Source organism: Carboxylicivirga linearis, from assembly GCF_018271995.1.
Taxonomy (GTDB): Bacteria; Bacteroidota; Bacteroidia; order Bacteroidales; family Marinilabiliaceae; genus Carboxylicivirga; species Carboxylicivirga linearis.
This window is the reverse complement of record NZ_JAGUCO010000005.1, coordinates 138,877-156,608: the sequence shown is the minus strand read 5'-3', so window position 1 is coordinate 156,608 and position 17,732 is coordinate 138,877. Positions and strand designations below refer to the sequence as shown.

Genomic DNA, 17,732 nt, shown 5'->3' with positions numbered 1-17,732 from the left:
CATTAATTTCTTATTCAACAAAACAATCATCAATATAAATTGACAATTCCCTTCCCCATTGTTAGAAAACGAAGGACAGTCTACTCCTCGATTCCTATCGAGGAGTAATTGGTTATGAATTTCTTAATTCAATAATAATACTCTATCAAGGGAACTTAGGGAATTTCTGAAATTCAGGATCTCTTTTCTCCAGAAAAGCTTTACGTCCTTCCTGAGCTTCTTCCATCAGGTAAAACATTAAGGTTGCATCACCCGCCATTTCCATAATACCAGTCTGACCGTCTAACTCGGCATTTAAACCGCGCTTAATCATACGTAATGCCATAGGGCTACGTTGAAGCATTATTTTACACCATTCAATAGTGGCTTCCTCTAATTCATCCAATGGCACTACACGGTTCACTAGGCCCATATCTTCAGCTTCCTGAGCTGAATATTGTTTGCAAAGAAACCAGATTTCACGAGCTTTCTTCTGACCAACATGACGAGCCAGATAAGATGATCCGAAACCACCGTCAAAACTACCTACTTTAGGCCCACTTTGACCAAAAATAGCATTATCAGAAGCAATGGTTAAATCACATACCACGTGTAATACGTGACCACCACCGATAGCATAACCATTCACCATAGCAACCACCGGTTTAGGCATTGAACGAATTCTTTTGTGGAGATCCAGAACATTTAATCTGGGCACACCATCATCATCAATATAACCACCGTACCCTTTTACGTTTTGATCTCCACCCGAACAAAAGGCCTTATCTCCTGTTCCGGTTAAAACTACTACTCCCACATCCTGACGTTCTCGACAAATATCAAAAGCCTCAATTAGCTCATTGACAGTCTTAGGACGAAAGGCATTATATACCTTTGGTCGATTGATGGTAATTTTTGCAATTCCATCGGCAAATTCAAATATTATATCTTCAAACTCCTTAACTGAAGTCCAGTTTAATGCACTCATAATTCTTCTTTTAAGCGTTTAAAATATGATTTTAACACCCCGGCACTTTCTTTGTTAGGTGTTTTTACTTCTAAAATAATAACCTTATCACTCTCTTTAAATAGCTCTTGCAATCCATTAACCAAACTTTCTTCATCATCAGCAAAAAGGTAATTCAAACCATACATTTCTGCCAATGGCTTTACATTGATTTCATGTTTAGCTTCGAAAAAAGTTTCCAGCTCCTCCGTATCTGACGGCCCTGGAATAAAGCGAAAGATTCCACCTCCTCCATTGTTAACAACCAATATTCGCAGGTTTGGTTTGAGGTATTGATTCCATAATCCATTACTATCATATAAAAATGACAGATCACCGCTCACCAGTAAAGTAGGTTTATCAGTAATAAAAGAAGCACCAACAGCCGTACTGGTACATCCATCTATACCACTTGTACCACGGTTGCAATACGATTCATATTTCTGAAAACCATCAAATAGTTGTGCATATCGTATGGTTGAGCTATTTCCCCATTGAACTGAATAATCATCTGGCAGAATCTCCTGCAACTTCTCAAACACTTTCAAATCACTCCATGGCACCTTTTCCAGGTATTCTTTATGATGATTCTCTGAACGTTCTCTCCTGTTAATCCAGGTTGTTTTATAACGACTTTTTACTGATTCAATATGTGGTAGTAACTGCTGAAAAAAATCTAATGGCTCTAACTCAATAGACGCAGATAATTGCTTATAGGTATCTAAGTGTCGGTTTACAGAGCTAAGATGCCAATGATGCTTAGCCGGATACCTACGAAGAAATTTCTTCACCATCTTAGAAACCACGGCTCCATCCATCGTTATCAGAAGATTAGGTTTAAAAAAATACACCTCTTCTTCTGTGATGGTTGAAACTACCTTATCGATTCCACCAACAATATGCTCTCCTTTTGTGTTTGAACCGACTTCAGTTAATACCACCACCTGTTCAAAATCAGAAAATTGATCCACTATTCCCTGAAAAGCTTCATTGGGCGTTTGTGAACCAACCACTATCAAAATACCATCTGAATGATTCCAAACAGTCTTGAGCTCATCAATCTGAGGGGCCGACAATCGGTAATCAGCTTTATATTGCTGAATTATTCTGATCTCATCCTCGGGATGCACAGTTTTACCATATAAAGGCTCTCGCAAAGGCATATTAATATGTACCGGTCCTGCCTTTCTGTTCATGCAATGATAAAAAGCCTCACTTACCAATCGCTTAACATACCAATCATTCTGCTCTAGGTAGGTAGGTATATTACAAGAATATTTAACCACATTATCAAGCGCCCCTACCTGACGGATTGTTTGACCATCGCCTTGATCAATCCATTCCATTGGTCTGTCAGCACTAATAACCACAAGAGGAATATTCTGATAGTAAGCTTCTGAAAGTGCCGGAGCATAATTCAATAAAGCCGAGCCACTGGTACAAACCAAAGCAACAGGTTTTTGAGTTTGTTGAGCAATACCTAATGCAAAAAAACCTGCACTACGTTCATCAACCACACTATAACAATTAAATTCAGGATGGGCAGCAAAAGTAATGGTTAAGGGAGCATTTCTCGACCCCGGTGAAATAACCACTTCTTTTAATCCTTCTGCCAAACATATATCTACTAAAGTCTTTACAACTTTCTTCTCGGAAACAGGTTTACTCATATCCCTGCAAATTTGCTACATTTTTCAATACAGACAAAAGGGTTTGCCCTTTCAGCTCTGTTTCTTCCCACTCTTTCTTTAGCTCGCTGCCTCGGGTTAATCCTCCACCCAAATACAAAGCTGCATGAGACTGAGTGAGTTTCAAACATCTGATATTAACAAAAAACGAAAAATCACTATTATTTACTGGACCTAAAAATCCTGCATAATACTCACGACGATTACTTTCTACTTCAGCAATAACCTCCAAAGCCTGTTGTTTTGGCAATCCGCAAACAGCTGGTGTTGGATGCAATTTCATTAGTAAATCGGATATCTCACCCTTTACCTTATCTGCTGTAAAGCTAAAATCGGTTCGTAAATGTTTCACCTGACCGGCTTCAACCGTATAAGGCCCTTTAGTTTTGTATCCATCTATACCCGAAGCTTCAAGTACTTCCTTCATATAATCAGTTACCATTTTCTGCTCAACTAACTCTTTCTTACTCCATTCCGATTCCGGCATATTAGGCAATGTACCGGCTAAAGAAACTGTTTGTAATTGATCTGCAGTTTTTCCCAATAGAAGTTCTGGTCCGGCTCCTATCCAAACACCTGTTTGAGGAGTTACTATAGCATAAACAAATGCATGAGCATAAAGAGTACACAGTTCATCAAAGAAATCTATAACATTGTTTACTTCAAAAGAGTCTGTTGCTTTTAGCCTCGACAATATTATCTTGTTCAGGCCTTCTTCAGACAAAGCGTGAAACATCTTTTCAAATTGCTGCTGATATTCCTCAAAACTGGTACTGATACACTTATCATCTTTTAAATTCATATCGAAAATTGGCAAAATCAGCTCTGATACATGTCCGGATAATGTTCCCTGATAAGTATAATGAACCAGTTGATCCACTCGAATAGAGGAATAGAAGGATGAATTAAATGGATGAATAATAAAACCATCGTTCGAAAGCACTTTATTATCAAACTTAGTAATAGACATAGCATTACCAAGCTGAAGTACTTTCTTATCTGTAAAAGGTAAACGGTACAATATAACCGAGTCTCCACCTTCCTTATTAAAGCTCTTTAATTTATCTATTAATTGTGCTGTATTCACTATAAAAAAACTAGAAAACAAAGATAATAAATTAACATGCATGGCAGAATAGATAGGCTTTTATATTACTTTTTTTAAACCTCTAATAATTATGACCAACAACAATTTACAATCGGTTAATAACTCTATTCTTTACATTAATGAAACCAATCATTTTTTTTTGAGTATAACGGCATACACTCAAACTCGTTATTTATGACACATTATTACCTAAACGTAATAACCAAACTAACCTGGTCTATTGCAATTCTTTCATTGCTTTGGACAACCTCTGCCAGTGCAGAAGATCTAACAAAAGAATGTATTAATTGTTTTTCTACAGAACTGATCTCCATCACAAATGAAGATGCATGTACCACTATACAGCTAGAAGTATCGGCTTATGATTGCATTCATGCTTTATCTCATCTTACAATTGAAATTCCTTGTGGTACAGTTAGTGCAGCAAGCAATTCAAAAGGATGGCCAATGGAAATCAACTCTGAAGATCCAACTACAGGCATCTGGGGAATAAAAATTGACGACATCCAAGACTTTGGCGAAGATGGAGCAGAAGGGAAATTCACACTAGAATATACTGTTTGCTACACTGATCAGGAATGTAGAAGTATTATTGAATCAGGCTTTGATGTTGTTTATAAAGCATCTACTTGTATATTTTCAGAAGAAATTGAACCGGAAACTTCTTCATTGGATGCATTTTTAACAACTACCGACATCTTATGTAACGGTGCAGAAGACGGTCAGGTAATTACAACCATTACCGAAGGAACAGAACCTTATACTTATATTTGGAATAATGGTGCAACCACAAAAGATTTACAAGGTGTTGTTGCAGGTTCATATGATGTTACCATTACAGATGCTACAGGGGAAAGCGTAACCTTATCAGCACAGATTAATCAACCGGAAGGCATATCAGCTAAAGCAAGCATTATTAATGCTAATTGCGGCTTCAATGATGGCGCCATCAGTGTAACAGTAACAGGTGGAGTTGAACCTTATAGCTATGAATGGAGTAATGGTGCCTCCACATCTTCAGTGGATCAACTGGAAAGTGGTCAATATTCACTCATAGTTTCCGATGCTAATGGTTGTGCTAAAACGTTTAATTATAACGTTCAAAGCATTACCTCACTGAGTGCCAGCATAACCAGCGATGTACTGGAATGTCATCAGGAAGGTGAAGGAAGCCTTACAGTTACACCTTCAGGAGGTGAAGAACCCTACACATATCTATGGGATAATGGCGATACAACCGCTACTGCAATTAACCTTACCAGTGGAATGCATAAAGTTATTATTACCGATGCCGTTGGTTGTTCAATCGAGAAGTCATCCTATGTAATAATCAATAAACTGGAAGCTTCTGCTTCTATCCTAAACCCTGAATGCAATGGTGAAGCAACCGGAAGTGCCACACTAACTATTAATAACGGAACTGGCCCTTATGAAATCAAATGGAATGACGGATCAACGGAATTATCTATTGATGATTTAGAAGGTGGTTGGTATTGGGCTGATATCTCAGATGCCAATGGGTGTACAGTTCGTAAATATATAAATATATCTGAGCCTGCCGAGATTAATCTAAATGCTTCTTTCTCGAGAGCCAGCTGTACCGAAAATGATTCAAGCATAATAATTGATTTAAAAGCTAATGGAGGCACTCCTCCTTATGTCTACTATAAAGATGAAGCAGAGGTAGATGGTTCCTATACAGTTGATCAAACGGGCTATTACGAGTTTACTGTTGTAGATGCCAATGGATGTGATAAAACGGATAGTATCCTAGTCACACGCCCAGAGGCTAACCTTAGTTCAAATATAACAGTTACTCAACCTAACTGTAAGAGCAACAACTACGGATCTGCTGTAATAAGTATAGTCAATGGGGTTGCACCCTATACCGTTGTCTGGTCCGATGGATCTGAGGCAATGAACAGAAATGATCTGACAGAAGGAGACTATGAAGTAATGATAACAGATGATATAGGTTGTTCTGCCCATCATACTGTTTCTATTACATCAATTGAATTTGCCTCAGCTGAGATTCTTGCTCCTGATGTTATGCCTGATTGTTCATCTACCGGAAATCTACTATATGCTTTCACCAATAACGCGGCTTCCTTTGAATGGACATTCTCTGATGAAGGATGGGTAATCAACTCAGAAACAGCTGATGAAATCACTTATTCAGCAGGTGAAGGTAGCACCTGGATTAAACTCTCAGTCACAAGCGCAGATAATTGTACTGCAGTTGATTCGGTTCAAATCTCATGTCAAAGTATAGATGATTCAACACCAACAGATAGTATACCTGATGGCGGCGGTGATAAGAACTGTGATTTATGTTATGAAATTATACCTACCGACATTAAAAAAATAGATGATAATTGCTATCAATATTCATTAACTATTAAAACAGACGGATCATGCAGTTTTGATCTTTCACATCTTACAGTTGAAGTCAAGGAAGGATATGTAAAATCGGTTTACAATTCAAAAGGTTGGAAAGTAGAAGCTAATTCAACCGATCCAACAACTGGAATTTATGGATTTAAAGTTGATGATATAAGCAACTTTGGAAATAGTCCCGATCAGTTTAACCTGGTGTATATAATCTGTTCTGATGGTGATTATCAGCGAGACTTTACATTAGCTTATAAGTCGGCCCAATGCGTTGCTACCGATCAGGTTTCATTTAAGGATTATTTAAACGGTTCCTCAATAACTGGTAGCTCCTACCCTAATCCTTTTACTGATGCTGCACAAATAGAATTTATATCTAAAAAAGCCTCATTTGCTACATTGTGCATATACGATATTTATGGAAATCTGGTTGAATGCCTGTATGAAGGTCCGGTAGAAGAAAACACCTATTACAACTTTGAGTTCCATCCATCAAACAGTCAGGAAAGCATCTTCTTTTACCGATTGGTTAGTGGAGATGAAATTCTACAAGGAAAGCTTATGAAAATTAGATAAGTATTACAATTCCCGATTCAAAAAGAGGTTGTCGAAAGGCGACCTCTTTTGTTTTATAAGAACCATTCTTACAACGCACTCACTCTCTCCTTACTTTAAATACATCATGCATTTATTTATTGAAATTCTCATTTAATTCAATTAAATTGAGGTGAATAACCAAATAAACTTCACTATATGCGAATTACTTTTCTATTAACATTATTTGTTTTTTGCGGCTTTATACTAACAACTGCACAGATTGATATCAAATACCAACAACCATCAGAAGAAATATTACAATTGGCAGATGTTCCCTTACCACCATCAACTACCTCTAATGATGATGCTTCTATTGTAATATTGATATATAGAAATCAATATAAAAGCATTGCCGAACTATCAGAAGAAGAATTAAAACTGGCTGGTATCAGAACCAATCTTGTTACTAATATGTCATCAAGAATTACTTTTTACAATAATTTAGAAGTGATTAAAAAAGGATCGAAAGATGCACAGAAAGTTACCGGATTACCCGATAATGCCAGGTTATCAAACTTCAGTTGGTCGCCCGATCAAACTAAATTTGCATTTGCGAATACTACTCAATCGGGAACCGAATTGTGGTATCTGGATTTAAATACTCTGAAGGCAAAACGTTTGACGGAAGAAATCATCAATGGCAATTTAAGAACAACACCTTTCACCTGGTTGAAAGACAATTCAGGATTACTGGCTAAAACATTACCCGAGAACAGACCGGATTTAATAGATAAGAGTTCAGCTATACCAACCGGACCAGTAGTATCTGTCAATGATGGTAAGAAAGCACAAAACCGAACTTATCAGGACTTATTGAAAGATAAAACGGACGAACAAAACTTTATTACCTTAGCCCAATCGGAACTAAATATTATAGGATTAGACGGATCCTCTGAAGTATGGGCCCCTAGCGCAATCTATAATAATATCAGTCTGTCGCCTAATGGAAAATACGTACTTATCTCAGTCATCAAAAAACCATTCTCGTATCTGGTTCCTTATTATCGATTTAGCACTGATTACATGCTATACACAATAGAAGGAGAAAAAATAAAGACCTTGGAAGAGGTACCTTTGATTGAAGACCTTCCCCAAGGATTTATGGCAGAAAGAAAAGGTAAGAGAGACTTTGGATGGAGAAACGATAAACCATCTACTATTTATTGGGCGGAAGTATTGGATGAAGGAGATCCGGAAAAGGAAGTTGAATACCGCGATGAAGTATTTACATTGGAAGCACCCTTTGATAAAGAACCTAAATCAATATTAAAAGTAAAGAATCGATTTTGGGGTATCACCTGGGGCAACGATGAAATTGCCGTTGCTCGTGACTTTTGGTGGAATAACCGAAATACTAAGACCTACATTTTCAACCCTTCTAATGCTGAGCAGAGGCCTGAAATATTATTTGATCGTAATTATCAAGACAGATACAATGATCCGGGTTCATTTATTACGGTAAAAAATGAATTCAAACGGAATATTCTTCTATACGACAAAGGCTACGTTTACCTCGAAGGCGATGGTTTTTCAGATGAAGGTCAAAAACCCTTTATTGATAAAATGAACCTGAAAACCAAAAAGAAAAACAGACTATTTCAGGCTCAAAATAAAGATAACTTAGAAACCATCTCAAAAATTATTGACATTCGTAAGGGACTCATATTAACCAGAGTTCAGTCTCCAACCGATTATCCCAATTATTACCTCCGAAATATTAAAAACAGAAAATCTCCGATGCCCATTACCCATTTCGAAAACCCTTTCAAAAGTCTGGCCGGAGTAAATAAAGAAATCATCCATTATCAAAGAGAAGACAGCCTTCCATTATCAGGCACATTGTATCTGCCGGCTGATTATGATTTTAATAATAAAGAACGATTACCTATGGTAATGTGGGCGTATCCCGACGAATTTAAAGATAAAAGTAGTGCAGCGCAAGTTACTACTTCGCCTAATGAATTTATTTACCCATGGTACGGATCACCAATATTTTGGGTAATGAAAGGTTATGCTGTTCTGGATGACGCCTCCTTTCCTATAGTTGGTGAAGGAGAAACAGAACCCAATGACTCATTTATCCCTCAATTGGTAAGTAATGCCAAAGCTGCCATCGACTACCTGGATGAACACGGATATATCGATCGTAATCGGGTTGCTGTGGGTGGCCATTCTTATGGTGCATTTATGACAGCCAACCTACTCAGCCATTCTGTTTTATTTGCCGCTGGAATTGCCCGCAGCGGAGCCTATAACCGAACTCTTACACCCTTTGGTTTTCAGAGCGAAGAAAGAAATTATTGGGAGGCGCCTAATATCTATTACGAAATGTCTCCATTTATGCATGCTGACAAGATGAAACATCCATTATTGCTTATTCATGGTAAGGAAGATAATAATTCAGGCACTTACACCATGCAGAGTGAAAGATATTTTAATGCTTTAAAAGGTTTGGGAGCAACTGTACGTTTGGTTCTCTTACCTTCTGAAAGTCATGGTTACCGAGCACGCGAATCTGTTCTTCATGTATTATGGGAACAAGACCAATGGCTCGAGAAATATGTAAAAAATAAAGAATAAAGTGTAAGGACCGGCATGTCCGGTCCTGCTATTCTAATAGCTAAGCAATGAAAGAAACATCACACCTAAGAGAATTGACCTACAAACAGGTAAAAGACAGGCATTATGATTTAGCCATTCTTCCATGGGGAGCTACCGAAGCGCATAACTACCATCTACCTTATGGAACGGATAATCTGGAAAGCGAAGTTATAGTTAAACAGTCGGTTGATCTGGCAAGTAATAAAGGTGCTTCTGTTCTTATTCTACCACTGATTCCTTATGGTGTGAACACTGGTCAAACAGACCTTCCTTACATCATTAATATGATGCCAACAACACAAGCTGCCATTATTAAAGATATTGCTCAATCAGTGTTTGGCAGTAACATCGACAAACTATTAATATTTAATGGTCACGGTGGCAACGATTTCAAATCCATTATCAGGGAAACAGGAACACAATTCCCTGACAATATACTTTGTAGTTGCAACTGGTATCAGGTACTTCAGCACAGTAAATATTTTACACACCCGGGTGAGCATGCCGATGAGCTGGAAACCAGTCTGATGATGTATTTATATCCAGAATTGGTACTTCCGTTGGAAGAGGCTGGCAACGGACAACATAAAAAATTCAGGGTTGATGGTTTGAATGAAAAGTGGGCCTGGGCTGAACGCAAGTGGACACAAGTAACTAACGATACTGGTATTGGCGATCCTCAATATTCTTCTGCAGAAAAAGGTGAAAAGTATTTTCTGGATGTTTGTTCAGTGCTTTCAAAATTTATCTATCAACTAGCTATAACCCCTAACTCTGACTTCTATAGCTACTAATTACCTGAAAACAGCCATCACTGGTCTATGATCGCTAACCATAGAGAGGTAATCGGAATAACAATAAGAAGGGCGTATGGTTGACGTGGATTGATGAACATCAAATAATTCATTTGTGATTAATATATGATCGAGATGACTGGTATATCTATCGCCTGGATATGACCAATATTCATCATCTCCCATGGCTATCTCCATATCAGCAAAACGGTAATTATCCGAATCCTCTACAAAATTCCAAAATACATTATCACTATAATACTCTTCGCTGATATAATCATTGTAATCACCTAAAACAATTACCGGTTGATCTGCTAATTGATTATCAATATAATCCTGTAACTTTTCAGACGCTTCTCTTCTTCGGATCTTATTATCATTACCACCACAACATTTTAAATGATTATTGATAAGATACACATCCATACCCGTTCCGGCATGATGAATCTTTATTTTAAATGGGAGTCGCGGAAAGGCAAACCAATCTTCATCACCAAATGCAATAGCTTCAGTTTCTTCTTCATACAATTCTACCTCTGATGTTTTATAAAGATAGGCCAAGGACTGATTTCCTGACGCACTGGTAGTAAAAACACCTTCCCAACCAGGTAATTCATCAGCTAAACGAAGTGTTACGTATTCACTTCCTATCTCCTGCAGAGCCACCACATCAGCATCTAACTGACCAATAATACTGGCTATATACGGAATTCGAATTGTGATGTTATAATCGTGACTACTACTCAAGCGAAAATGCTCAATATTAAAAGTAACTACTTCTAATGATTGCGAACTGGTAGTTTCAATGCAATCGCTAAAATCGACTGTCCATGACGTTTCTGGATCATCCTTCTTACAGGAAGTCCATCCCAATATAAATACAAATGAAATAACAGTAATGTAAAATCGATTTCTCATAATAAATCATTAGACCAAGTGGTCGCAAAGATTCAATTATTTACCGACATTTACAACCAGCTGTTGATTTATTCTTCCGACTCAAAGAAAAGCTTATAGAATTTTAATCCTCGCTCACTATCAAAGCCTTTTTCGATATACTGGCGTTTACCATGAACATAAACATGGAAATTCTTATCGAGCTTAAGTACCGATTTAAAGTGTTTCTTTTCTGACTTTACAGCATCTTTTGATATGTCAAAGCTATCCTGTAAAGGCATGTTTTTTTCGCTCTCACAGAAGTTCTTATAATCCTGAAATGCATCTACCACTTCTGGTTGACGGATCACTTCACGCTCAAATTCTTTTTCATCAAAATTAGAGTGTTTGCCAAAATATTCAATGGAGCGATTGAGAAGATCTACCTGATCAGGTCGCGATACTTCATTGTCTTCGTTAAAGACTTCGCCAACAAAACCTTTACACATTTGCAGGTAATTATTGGTAAAGTAGTAATTGTCTTCGCGTGGTTTTAAACCCAAAAAATCGCTTTGCCAAAAATGCGCCTCGTTCCCTTTATTGATGTTATCAACAGAGCAAACTTTAAAACCCAATTCCTTTTCTGTATTAAAAATTAAACAACCTTTATCCAGTTTTTTAATATTAATACCTTGCTGTGCATCCAATTCAAAGCCCTGATTATGCAACATTACTTTTAAGAATGTATCTTTATTTTCTGATTTAAATATTCCTAAAGCATCAGCCACTTCTCCATCAACCACAACATTGTTAAACAGCACCATGTAAAACTCACCACCTCTGATTTTTGGATGGTTAGATTGTTCGAAAAGGTGATTAGCAACCGCAACAGACACGTCATGAAAAGAAGATGAGTCGTTAAACACCTTATCACTCAAATTAAATAGCAGATTATTTTCAAATCCATCCTCATGATCGAAGTTAAAATACATTTCGGTTTTAAATGGTTTGAAAAAATACTGTTTCAAAACATCAGATACCATTTCTTCATCCTGCAAACGGGCTTCACTATTCGAAAATCTAATTTCTTCACCTTCAGCCCTGCAGCCAATATGATGTACAACAATCTTCTCTATCTCGGTTTGAGTGAAATCAATCATTTTAAAAATTTTAGCAAACAAATATAATTCAAAATTGGCATTAGCCCATGTTTTAAGCTGAGTTCCATTTAAATTTTACAACCTATTCATTACCTAAAGCGTGATAACACTACTTCCATACAGCATTTTTCTTTAGTAAAAGACACAAAAAAGCAGTTACCGAAAAATATTTCAACAACTGCCACCAAAAACTACAACAGCCTAACTAACCAACCTTGCAATTAGATGCATACCATGATACTGGGTGTGATTTTCCTTCAATTAATTCCTTCAGCATTTTTCTGTCATCCCAACGATTTTCATAATTACATGATTGGTCCAATGCTTTTGATAACAACAGCCATTCTTCAACAATTTCCTGACTTAATTTACCTTCAAACTCTTGCAGGATTGAGAGACAACATCTGTCAATCAAATGAATTTTGGTTTCTTCATTTAATAAAGATGCTTTTGTAGTATACACATGATTGGATACCTGAATATATTCATGACTTTCTAATACTACATGCAATGATAGATTTTCCTTTGACATAACACCTTGATTTTAAGTTTGACTGTGTTTTAAAATACTAAAAAATCAATTCAAAAGGAAGAGTATTAGAGATATATTTCGTTATTTATCCATATTCTAAATAAAGAAAGTTTTCTTTAACAAACCTACTTAAAACTGTTAAATTTCAACCAAATAAATAGATTAAAGCCTGATATGCTTCTACTTTAACACCTACCCCATTAGTGATAGCCACCTCTTTGGGAAATTGAATAGAACGACTCTCTTCCAGTATCTCACGACCTTTGAAATATTGTAGATGATCAGCACCCTCCATTTTAAAAGCATGCTCGGGTATAATAATTCTACAATTTTGAGTTTTATCTGAAAGATTAGCAACCAATAACATCCACTGATGCTTATAAAAACGCAACCAGGCATATACCCTTTGATCAGTTAAGCCACCCGGCGAATTATTACACCACATTAAATCATAAACTCCACCTTCCTTTAAAGGCATATGACTATTCAACAGGTTGTTTAAGCGTTTATATCTTTCTAATAACCATTGCTCTTCTTCTTTTAATCCATCATTTCCTTTTATACTCAGATAATATCGTCGTAGGCTGTCAACAGACCAGTAATCAAAAATAGTTGTTCTACCATTAATACCGCTAAATCCTTCTTCTTCCATTCCTTTCTCACCCAATTCTTGCCCACTGTAAATCATTATTGGATTAGTAGCATATGCTGCTGTTATCACCCAGGCTGGCCAAGCTTTTTTACCTTCACCAATAATGAAATCAGAAGCCAGCCGTTGTTCATCATGATTCTCAAGAAAGAACAACATATTATCCGAGAATTGATCTATTGCCTGCCACGATTCTATTATTGACTTCAGAGATTGGTTGTGTTTAATAACTCCAATTACACTATCATAAAAACCAACTTTATCATACAAGCAATCGAATCCTCCTTCCATCAGAAAAGAATTATATAATGACGGCTGATATACCTCGGCAACAAAAACGGTTTTGGGATATTGCTCTTTAACCATTTTTATACACCAATGCCAAAATTCAACTGGCACCATCTCCGCCATATCACAACGAAAACCATCCACCCCTTTTGAGCACCAGTAAAGCAAAACCTCCTTCATTTTCAACCAGATATCAGGTATGGGGTCAAAATAATTGTGATTTCCACCTTCGACATCAACTCCATAATTCAGTTTAACAGTTTCATACCAGTCATTTACCGATGGTGTTGGAGAAAAACAATCGTTACCTGTTGCTTTAGCGGGCTCCTCCTGCCACGGATCATCAGAATGAAGAGGTGCATTAAAAGACTGTCCTTTGAGGTAATAAAAATTATTATTGGGATGAAATGACTTTGATACATCATCATTCTCACCAAAATCTTTTACTCCTTCCGGTTTGTTATCCGAATGATAATTACGAGCAAGATGATTGGGTATAAAATCAATCAACACTTTCATGCCTGCAGAATGAGTTCTTTCAACCAAAGCCTCAAATTCAAGCATACGCTTGTCAACATTTTCAGCCAAATCCGGATCAATATCATAATAGTCTTTGATAGCATACGGGCTTCCTGCCTCACCTTTAACCACCTGAGAATTATCATTCACAATGTTGTATTCAGTATAATCAGTTGCAGTAGCATGTTCAATTACTCCTGTATACCACATATGAGTGATTCCCATATCTTTAAAATGCTGTAAAATCCTATCATCAAAACCATTAAGTTTTCCGGAACCATTTTCCTGTATATTTCCCCTCTTAATATTATCTGATCTTAAATTGCCAAATAACCTTGGTAGTACCTGATAAATAATTGCTTTACCCATAAATTAAGGTTTAATATTGCTCTGGATCTCTTAGCTGATGAAACATCGAAAAGATAGGTATAAATATTATACAAGTAAAATGCAATATGCCTAAATGATTAGGTTAATAGATAAAAGTGTATTTTTAGCATATTAAACAAAGCCTATAATGAAATATCTGAGAAGTATTCTTCTGTCAGTAATTCTTTTAGTCATATGCACCCAATTATTTGGACAATATTATAGCACTGGCTCAGATCCTGCATACATAAAATGGCGCCAGATAAAAAGTCCTTTTTTTAAAGTTATTTACCCCGAAGATTTCGAATCAGAAGCAAATCGCTTAGTTTCTATGCTCGATTCATTGTACCTATATGGAGGATATAGTCTGAATCATACACCCAAGCCTATTCCTGTGGTGATTCATTCACACTCGGCCTATTCAAATGGACTGGTTACCTGGGCGCCTAAACGGATGGAGCTATACCCCACTTCGAACCAAAGTATTTTTTCTCAAGATTACCTGCAACAATTAGCCATTCATGAATTCAGGCATGTGGTACAGATTGATAAAATTAATCAAGGATTCACCCACATTCTTAGCTATCCATTTGGTGAGCAGATAGTGGGCGGCATACTAGGTTTATACGTACCACTGTGGTTTCTAGAAGGTGATGCTGTTTTAACAGAGACTACTCTATCGAAAAGTGGACGAGGTAGAGTTCCTTCTTTTGAACAGGAGATAAGAGCACTGGTTCTTGAAAAAAAATTATACGATTACGAAAAAGCATATTTTGGCTCCTACAAGAATTACATCCCCAATCATTACCGAATGGGATATTTATTTACAGCAGGTGCCCGACATAAATATGGAGCTGAAGTATGGGATTATGCTCTTAATGAAACTGGAAAAAACAGCTGGTCTTTAACCCCTTTCAATAAAGGCATTAAAGAGGTAACAGGTAAAGATAAGGTTCCTTTATACAATGAAATTTTTAATGATTGGAAGAGAAAATGGAGCGAACAAGAAAGTAACCTCAAGGTTTCTAAAACAAACTTAATTTCAAACAGAGATGAAGCATACAAGAATTATCAATACCCATTTGCAATAGATGATAAACATGTTATAGCTGAGGCAAATGGTCCAGGTGAAGTAAATCACTTTGTAAAAATAAATGTATTGAAGGGTTCAGAAGAAAAACTGATAACAACGGGTTTGCGCAACACAGAACCTTTTTCTTTTGCCAACAATAAAATATGCTGGACTGAATTAGAGGTCAATCCCCGATGGGAGAATCAATATTTCTCCATTATCAGAATAGCCGATATCAATACCCTCCAACAAAAGAAACTTACTTTTAAAAGTCGCTATTTTGCCCCTGCATTATCACCTGATGGGAAACGTGTGGCAGCCATACACATTACTACAGATAATCAAAGAGAAGTTCATATAATTGATACGTTTGATGGAGTTGTTCTCAAAAAAATAAAATCACCAGATAACCAACTACCCCTAACCCCTGCCTGGGATGAGACTGGTAAAACACTTGTAATGGTACTGTTATCAGAAAATGGAAAATACCTAACTACACTTAACACATCCAAACAAAAATGGCATCCCGTCACGCAACCAACTTTCATGGAAGTTGTTTCTCCGCAAATCATTAATGAGCAAATATATTTTTCGGCTTCCTTTAGTGGAATTGATAATATTTATAGAATAAATACAGACGGTTCAGGGCTTCAAAAAGTAACGGAATCGAGGTTTGGAGCAACACAAGTGTCAGCTGGCACCTCTGAACATCACATCTTATACCAGGATTACACTTCTGATGGTTATTTAATTGCTCAGGCAAATCTTGATTCATTGGAAATTACCAACTATGCAACAAATGAGCTACCAATAGAATCTTTTATTGAAGATCTGAAAAAAGATGAAAAAGGTATGCCTGACTTCAACCATGCTGATAAAGCAAATTATGAAAGTGAGCCTTACTCAAAATGGAACATCTTCAACTTTCATAGCTGGGCTCCTGTCAACCTGAATGTGAATGATGCAACTTTAACTCAAGGTATTTCTCTAATGTCTCAAAACCTTTTGAGCACTGCGTTTACCACGATAGGTTACAATGCTAATAAACAAGAAAGCAGAGAAAAATACTATTTTAATTTTCAATACCGGGCTTGGTTACCGGTAATAGAATTGGAAGTTAAAGCTGGAGATGAAAAACACTTTGAAGACGGTTTATTCGCCAATGCAACTGATACGTTTGCAGTTAATCTGGATGCCAAACAACAGCATATATATGCACATCTGGAAATGAACATCCCGCTTACACAAACCCGTGGAAAATGGCAACGTCATATCCAACCTTCAATAAGCACCAGCTACCAGTATGCCTCGGAATATTCTTACGATATAACTTATGTTAGTCTATTAGGTCAGCAATGGCAATATAAAAATACCGAAACTGTAACTGAAGAAGCTTTTCATGCCAACCCTATAAACTATGGATTGTATGCTTATAATATCCACAGACGATCAGCACGAGATGTAACCAGTCGCTGTGGACAGATCATCGAACTCAGATACAGACATACCCCTTTTTCGGGTAATAATCTGGGTTCCATTTTTGGCGTTCATACGCGTTTATATTTACCGGGTTTAATGAAACATCATTCTATACGCATAGATAATGGCTATCACAAAAAGCAACGCGGAGAAATTTATAATTCCTCTGAGACCAGAAATTATTTTTACTATTTCACCGACTTCATTCGTTTCCCCAGAGGAACTAACGGGCATAGTAATAATCAACTCTATTCGTTTAAAGGAGACTACATTTTTCCATTAGTATCACCAGACTTAAACATTCCGGGAGTAATGTACCTCAAAAGAATAACAACAAATCTATTCTACGATTTTTCATATTCAACCAATCAAATACAAGATGTAAAAACTAATGAATGGTTCAAGTACAAAAAAAATGACCAATCAATAGGCGCTGAATTAAGAGCCGAATTACATCCTTTCCGATTTATTTTTCCAATCAGCATTGGGTATCGATATGCCTATATCCCAAATGAGAAATATCATTACAATGAATTCCTTTTAGGCATGAGCTTTTCTGGCTTTTCGCTTGGTAACTAAAAAAAATATAAAAGCTAAAAAATCTTAAATACACCCCTCATAACT

The 17,732-nt window shown here is 36.8% G+C and carries 11 protein-coding genes; 4 read left to right on the top strand and 7 right to left on the bottom strand.

All coding sequences use genetic code 11. The annotated features are described in order from the left end of the window. Positions 1 to 145: 145 nt before the first annotated feature. From menB to KEM10_RS09525, 3 genes are read right to left on the bottom strand one after another with little or no spacing between them, the layout of a single operon-like run. Positions 146 to 967 carry a 1,4-dihydroxy-2-naphthoyl-CoA synthase gene (gene menB / locus KEM10_RS09535; protein ID WP_212215761.1) on the bottom strand — a complete coding sequence of 274 codons (822 nt, stop codon included), beginning with the start codon at positions 965 to 967 and terminating at the stop codon, positions 146 to 148. Further along, positions 964 to 2,655 (bottom strand): 2-succinyl-5-enolpyruvyl-6-hydroxy-3-cyclohexene-1-carboxylic-acid synthase, encoded by a 1,692-nt coding sequence (gene menD, locus KEM10_RS09530; protein ID WP_212215760.1) that lies wholly within the window; start codon positions 2,653 to 2,655, stop codon positions 964 to 966. The genes menB and menD overlap by 4 nt, the downstream gene beginning before the upstream one ends. Then, complete coding sequence (locus tag KEM10_RS09525) at positions 2,648 to 3,760, bottom strand: isochorismate synthase (RefSeq protein WP_212215759.1); 1,113 nt, start codon at positions 3,758 to 3,760, stop codon at positions 2,648 to 2,650. The genes menD and KEM10_RS09525 overlap by 8 nt, the downstream gene beginning before the upstream one ends. Positions 3,761 to 3,955: 195 nt before the next feature. Here KEM10_RS09525 and KEM10_RS09520 point away from each other — a divergent pair, with 195 nt between their 5' ends. The 3 genes from KEM10_RS09520 to KEM10_RS09510 all read left to right on the top strand — a co-directional run bounded on the left by KEM10_RS09520 (position 3,956) and on the right by KEM10_RS09510 (position 10,164). Then, positions 3,956 to 6,748, top strand: a complete 2,793-nt coding sequence (locus KEM10_RS09520) for a SprB repeat-containing protein (protein ID WP_212215758.1) — start codon at positions 3,956 to 3,958, stop codon at positions 6,746 to 6,748. A gap of 177 nt (positions 6,749 to 6,925) precedes the next feature. After that, positions 6,926 to 9,349 (top strand): S9 family peptidase, encoded by a 2,424-nt coding sequence (locus KEM10_RS09515; RefSeq protein ID WP_212215757.1) that lies wholly within the window; start codon positions 6,926 to 6,928, stop codon positions 9,347 to 9,349. 47 nt (positions 9,350 to 9,396) lie between these two features. Next, positions 9,397 to 10,164 carry a creatininase family protein gene (locus KEM10_RS09510; RefSeq protein WP_212215756.1) on the top strand — a complete coding sequence of 256 codons (768 nt, stop codon included), beginning with the start codon at positions 9,397 to 9,399 and terminating at the stop codon, positions 10,162 to 10,164. Here the strand turns inward: KEM10_RS09510 and KEM10_RS09505 are convergent, their stop codons facing one another. From KEM10_RS09505 to KEM10_RS09490, 4 genes are all read right to left on the bottom strand, one after another. Continuing rightward, on the bottom strand, positions 10,165 to 11,082 hold the full coding sequence (locus KEM10_RS09505; RefSeq protein ID WP_212215755.1) for an endonuclease/exonuclease/phosphatase family protein: 918 nt from the start codon (positions 11,080 to 11,082) through the stop codon (positions 10,165 to 10,167). It abuts the gene before it with no gap. 68 nt (positions 11,083 to 11,150) lie between these two features. After that, on the bottom strand, positions 11,151 to 12,200 hold the full coding sequence (locus tag KEM10_RS09500) for a nucleoid-associated protein (RefSeq protein WP_212215754.1): 1,050 nt from the start codon (positions 12,198 to 12,200) through the stop codon (positions 11,151 to 11,153). A gap of 205 nt (positions 12,201 to 12,405) precedes the next feature. Next, complete coding sequence (locus KEM10_RS09495) at positions 12,406 to 12,732, bottom strand: hypothetical protein (protein WP_212215753.1); 327 nt, start codon at positions 12,730 to 12,732, stop codon at positions 12,406 to 12,408. Between the two features lie 145 nt (positions 12,733 to 12,877). Then, the gene (locus KEM10_RS09490) at positions 12,878 to 14,557 is read right to left on the bottom strand and encodes an alpha-amylase family protein (protein WP_212215752.1); all 1,680 of its coding nucleotides are present in this window, start codon (positions 14,555 to 14,557) and stop codon (positions 12,878 to 12,880) included. A gap of 148 nt (positions 14,558 to 14,705) precedes the next feature. Here KEM10_RS09490 and KEM10_RS09485 point away from each other — a divergent pair, with 148 nt between their 5' ends. Further along, the gene (locus KEM10_RS09485; protein ID WP_212215751.1) at positions 14,706 to 17,687 is read left to right on the top strand and encodes a TolB family protein; all 2,982 of its coding nucleotides are present in this window, start codon (positions 14,706 to 14,708) and stop codon (positions 17,685 to 17,687) included. Positions 17,688 to 17,732: the final 45 nt, after the last annotated feature.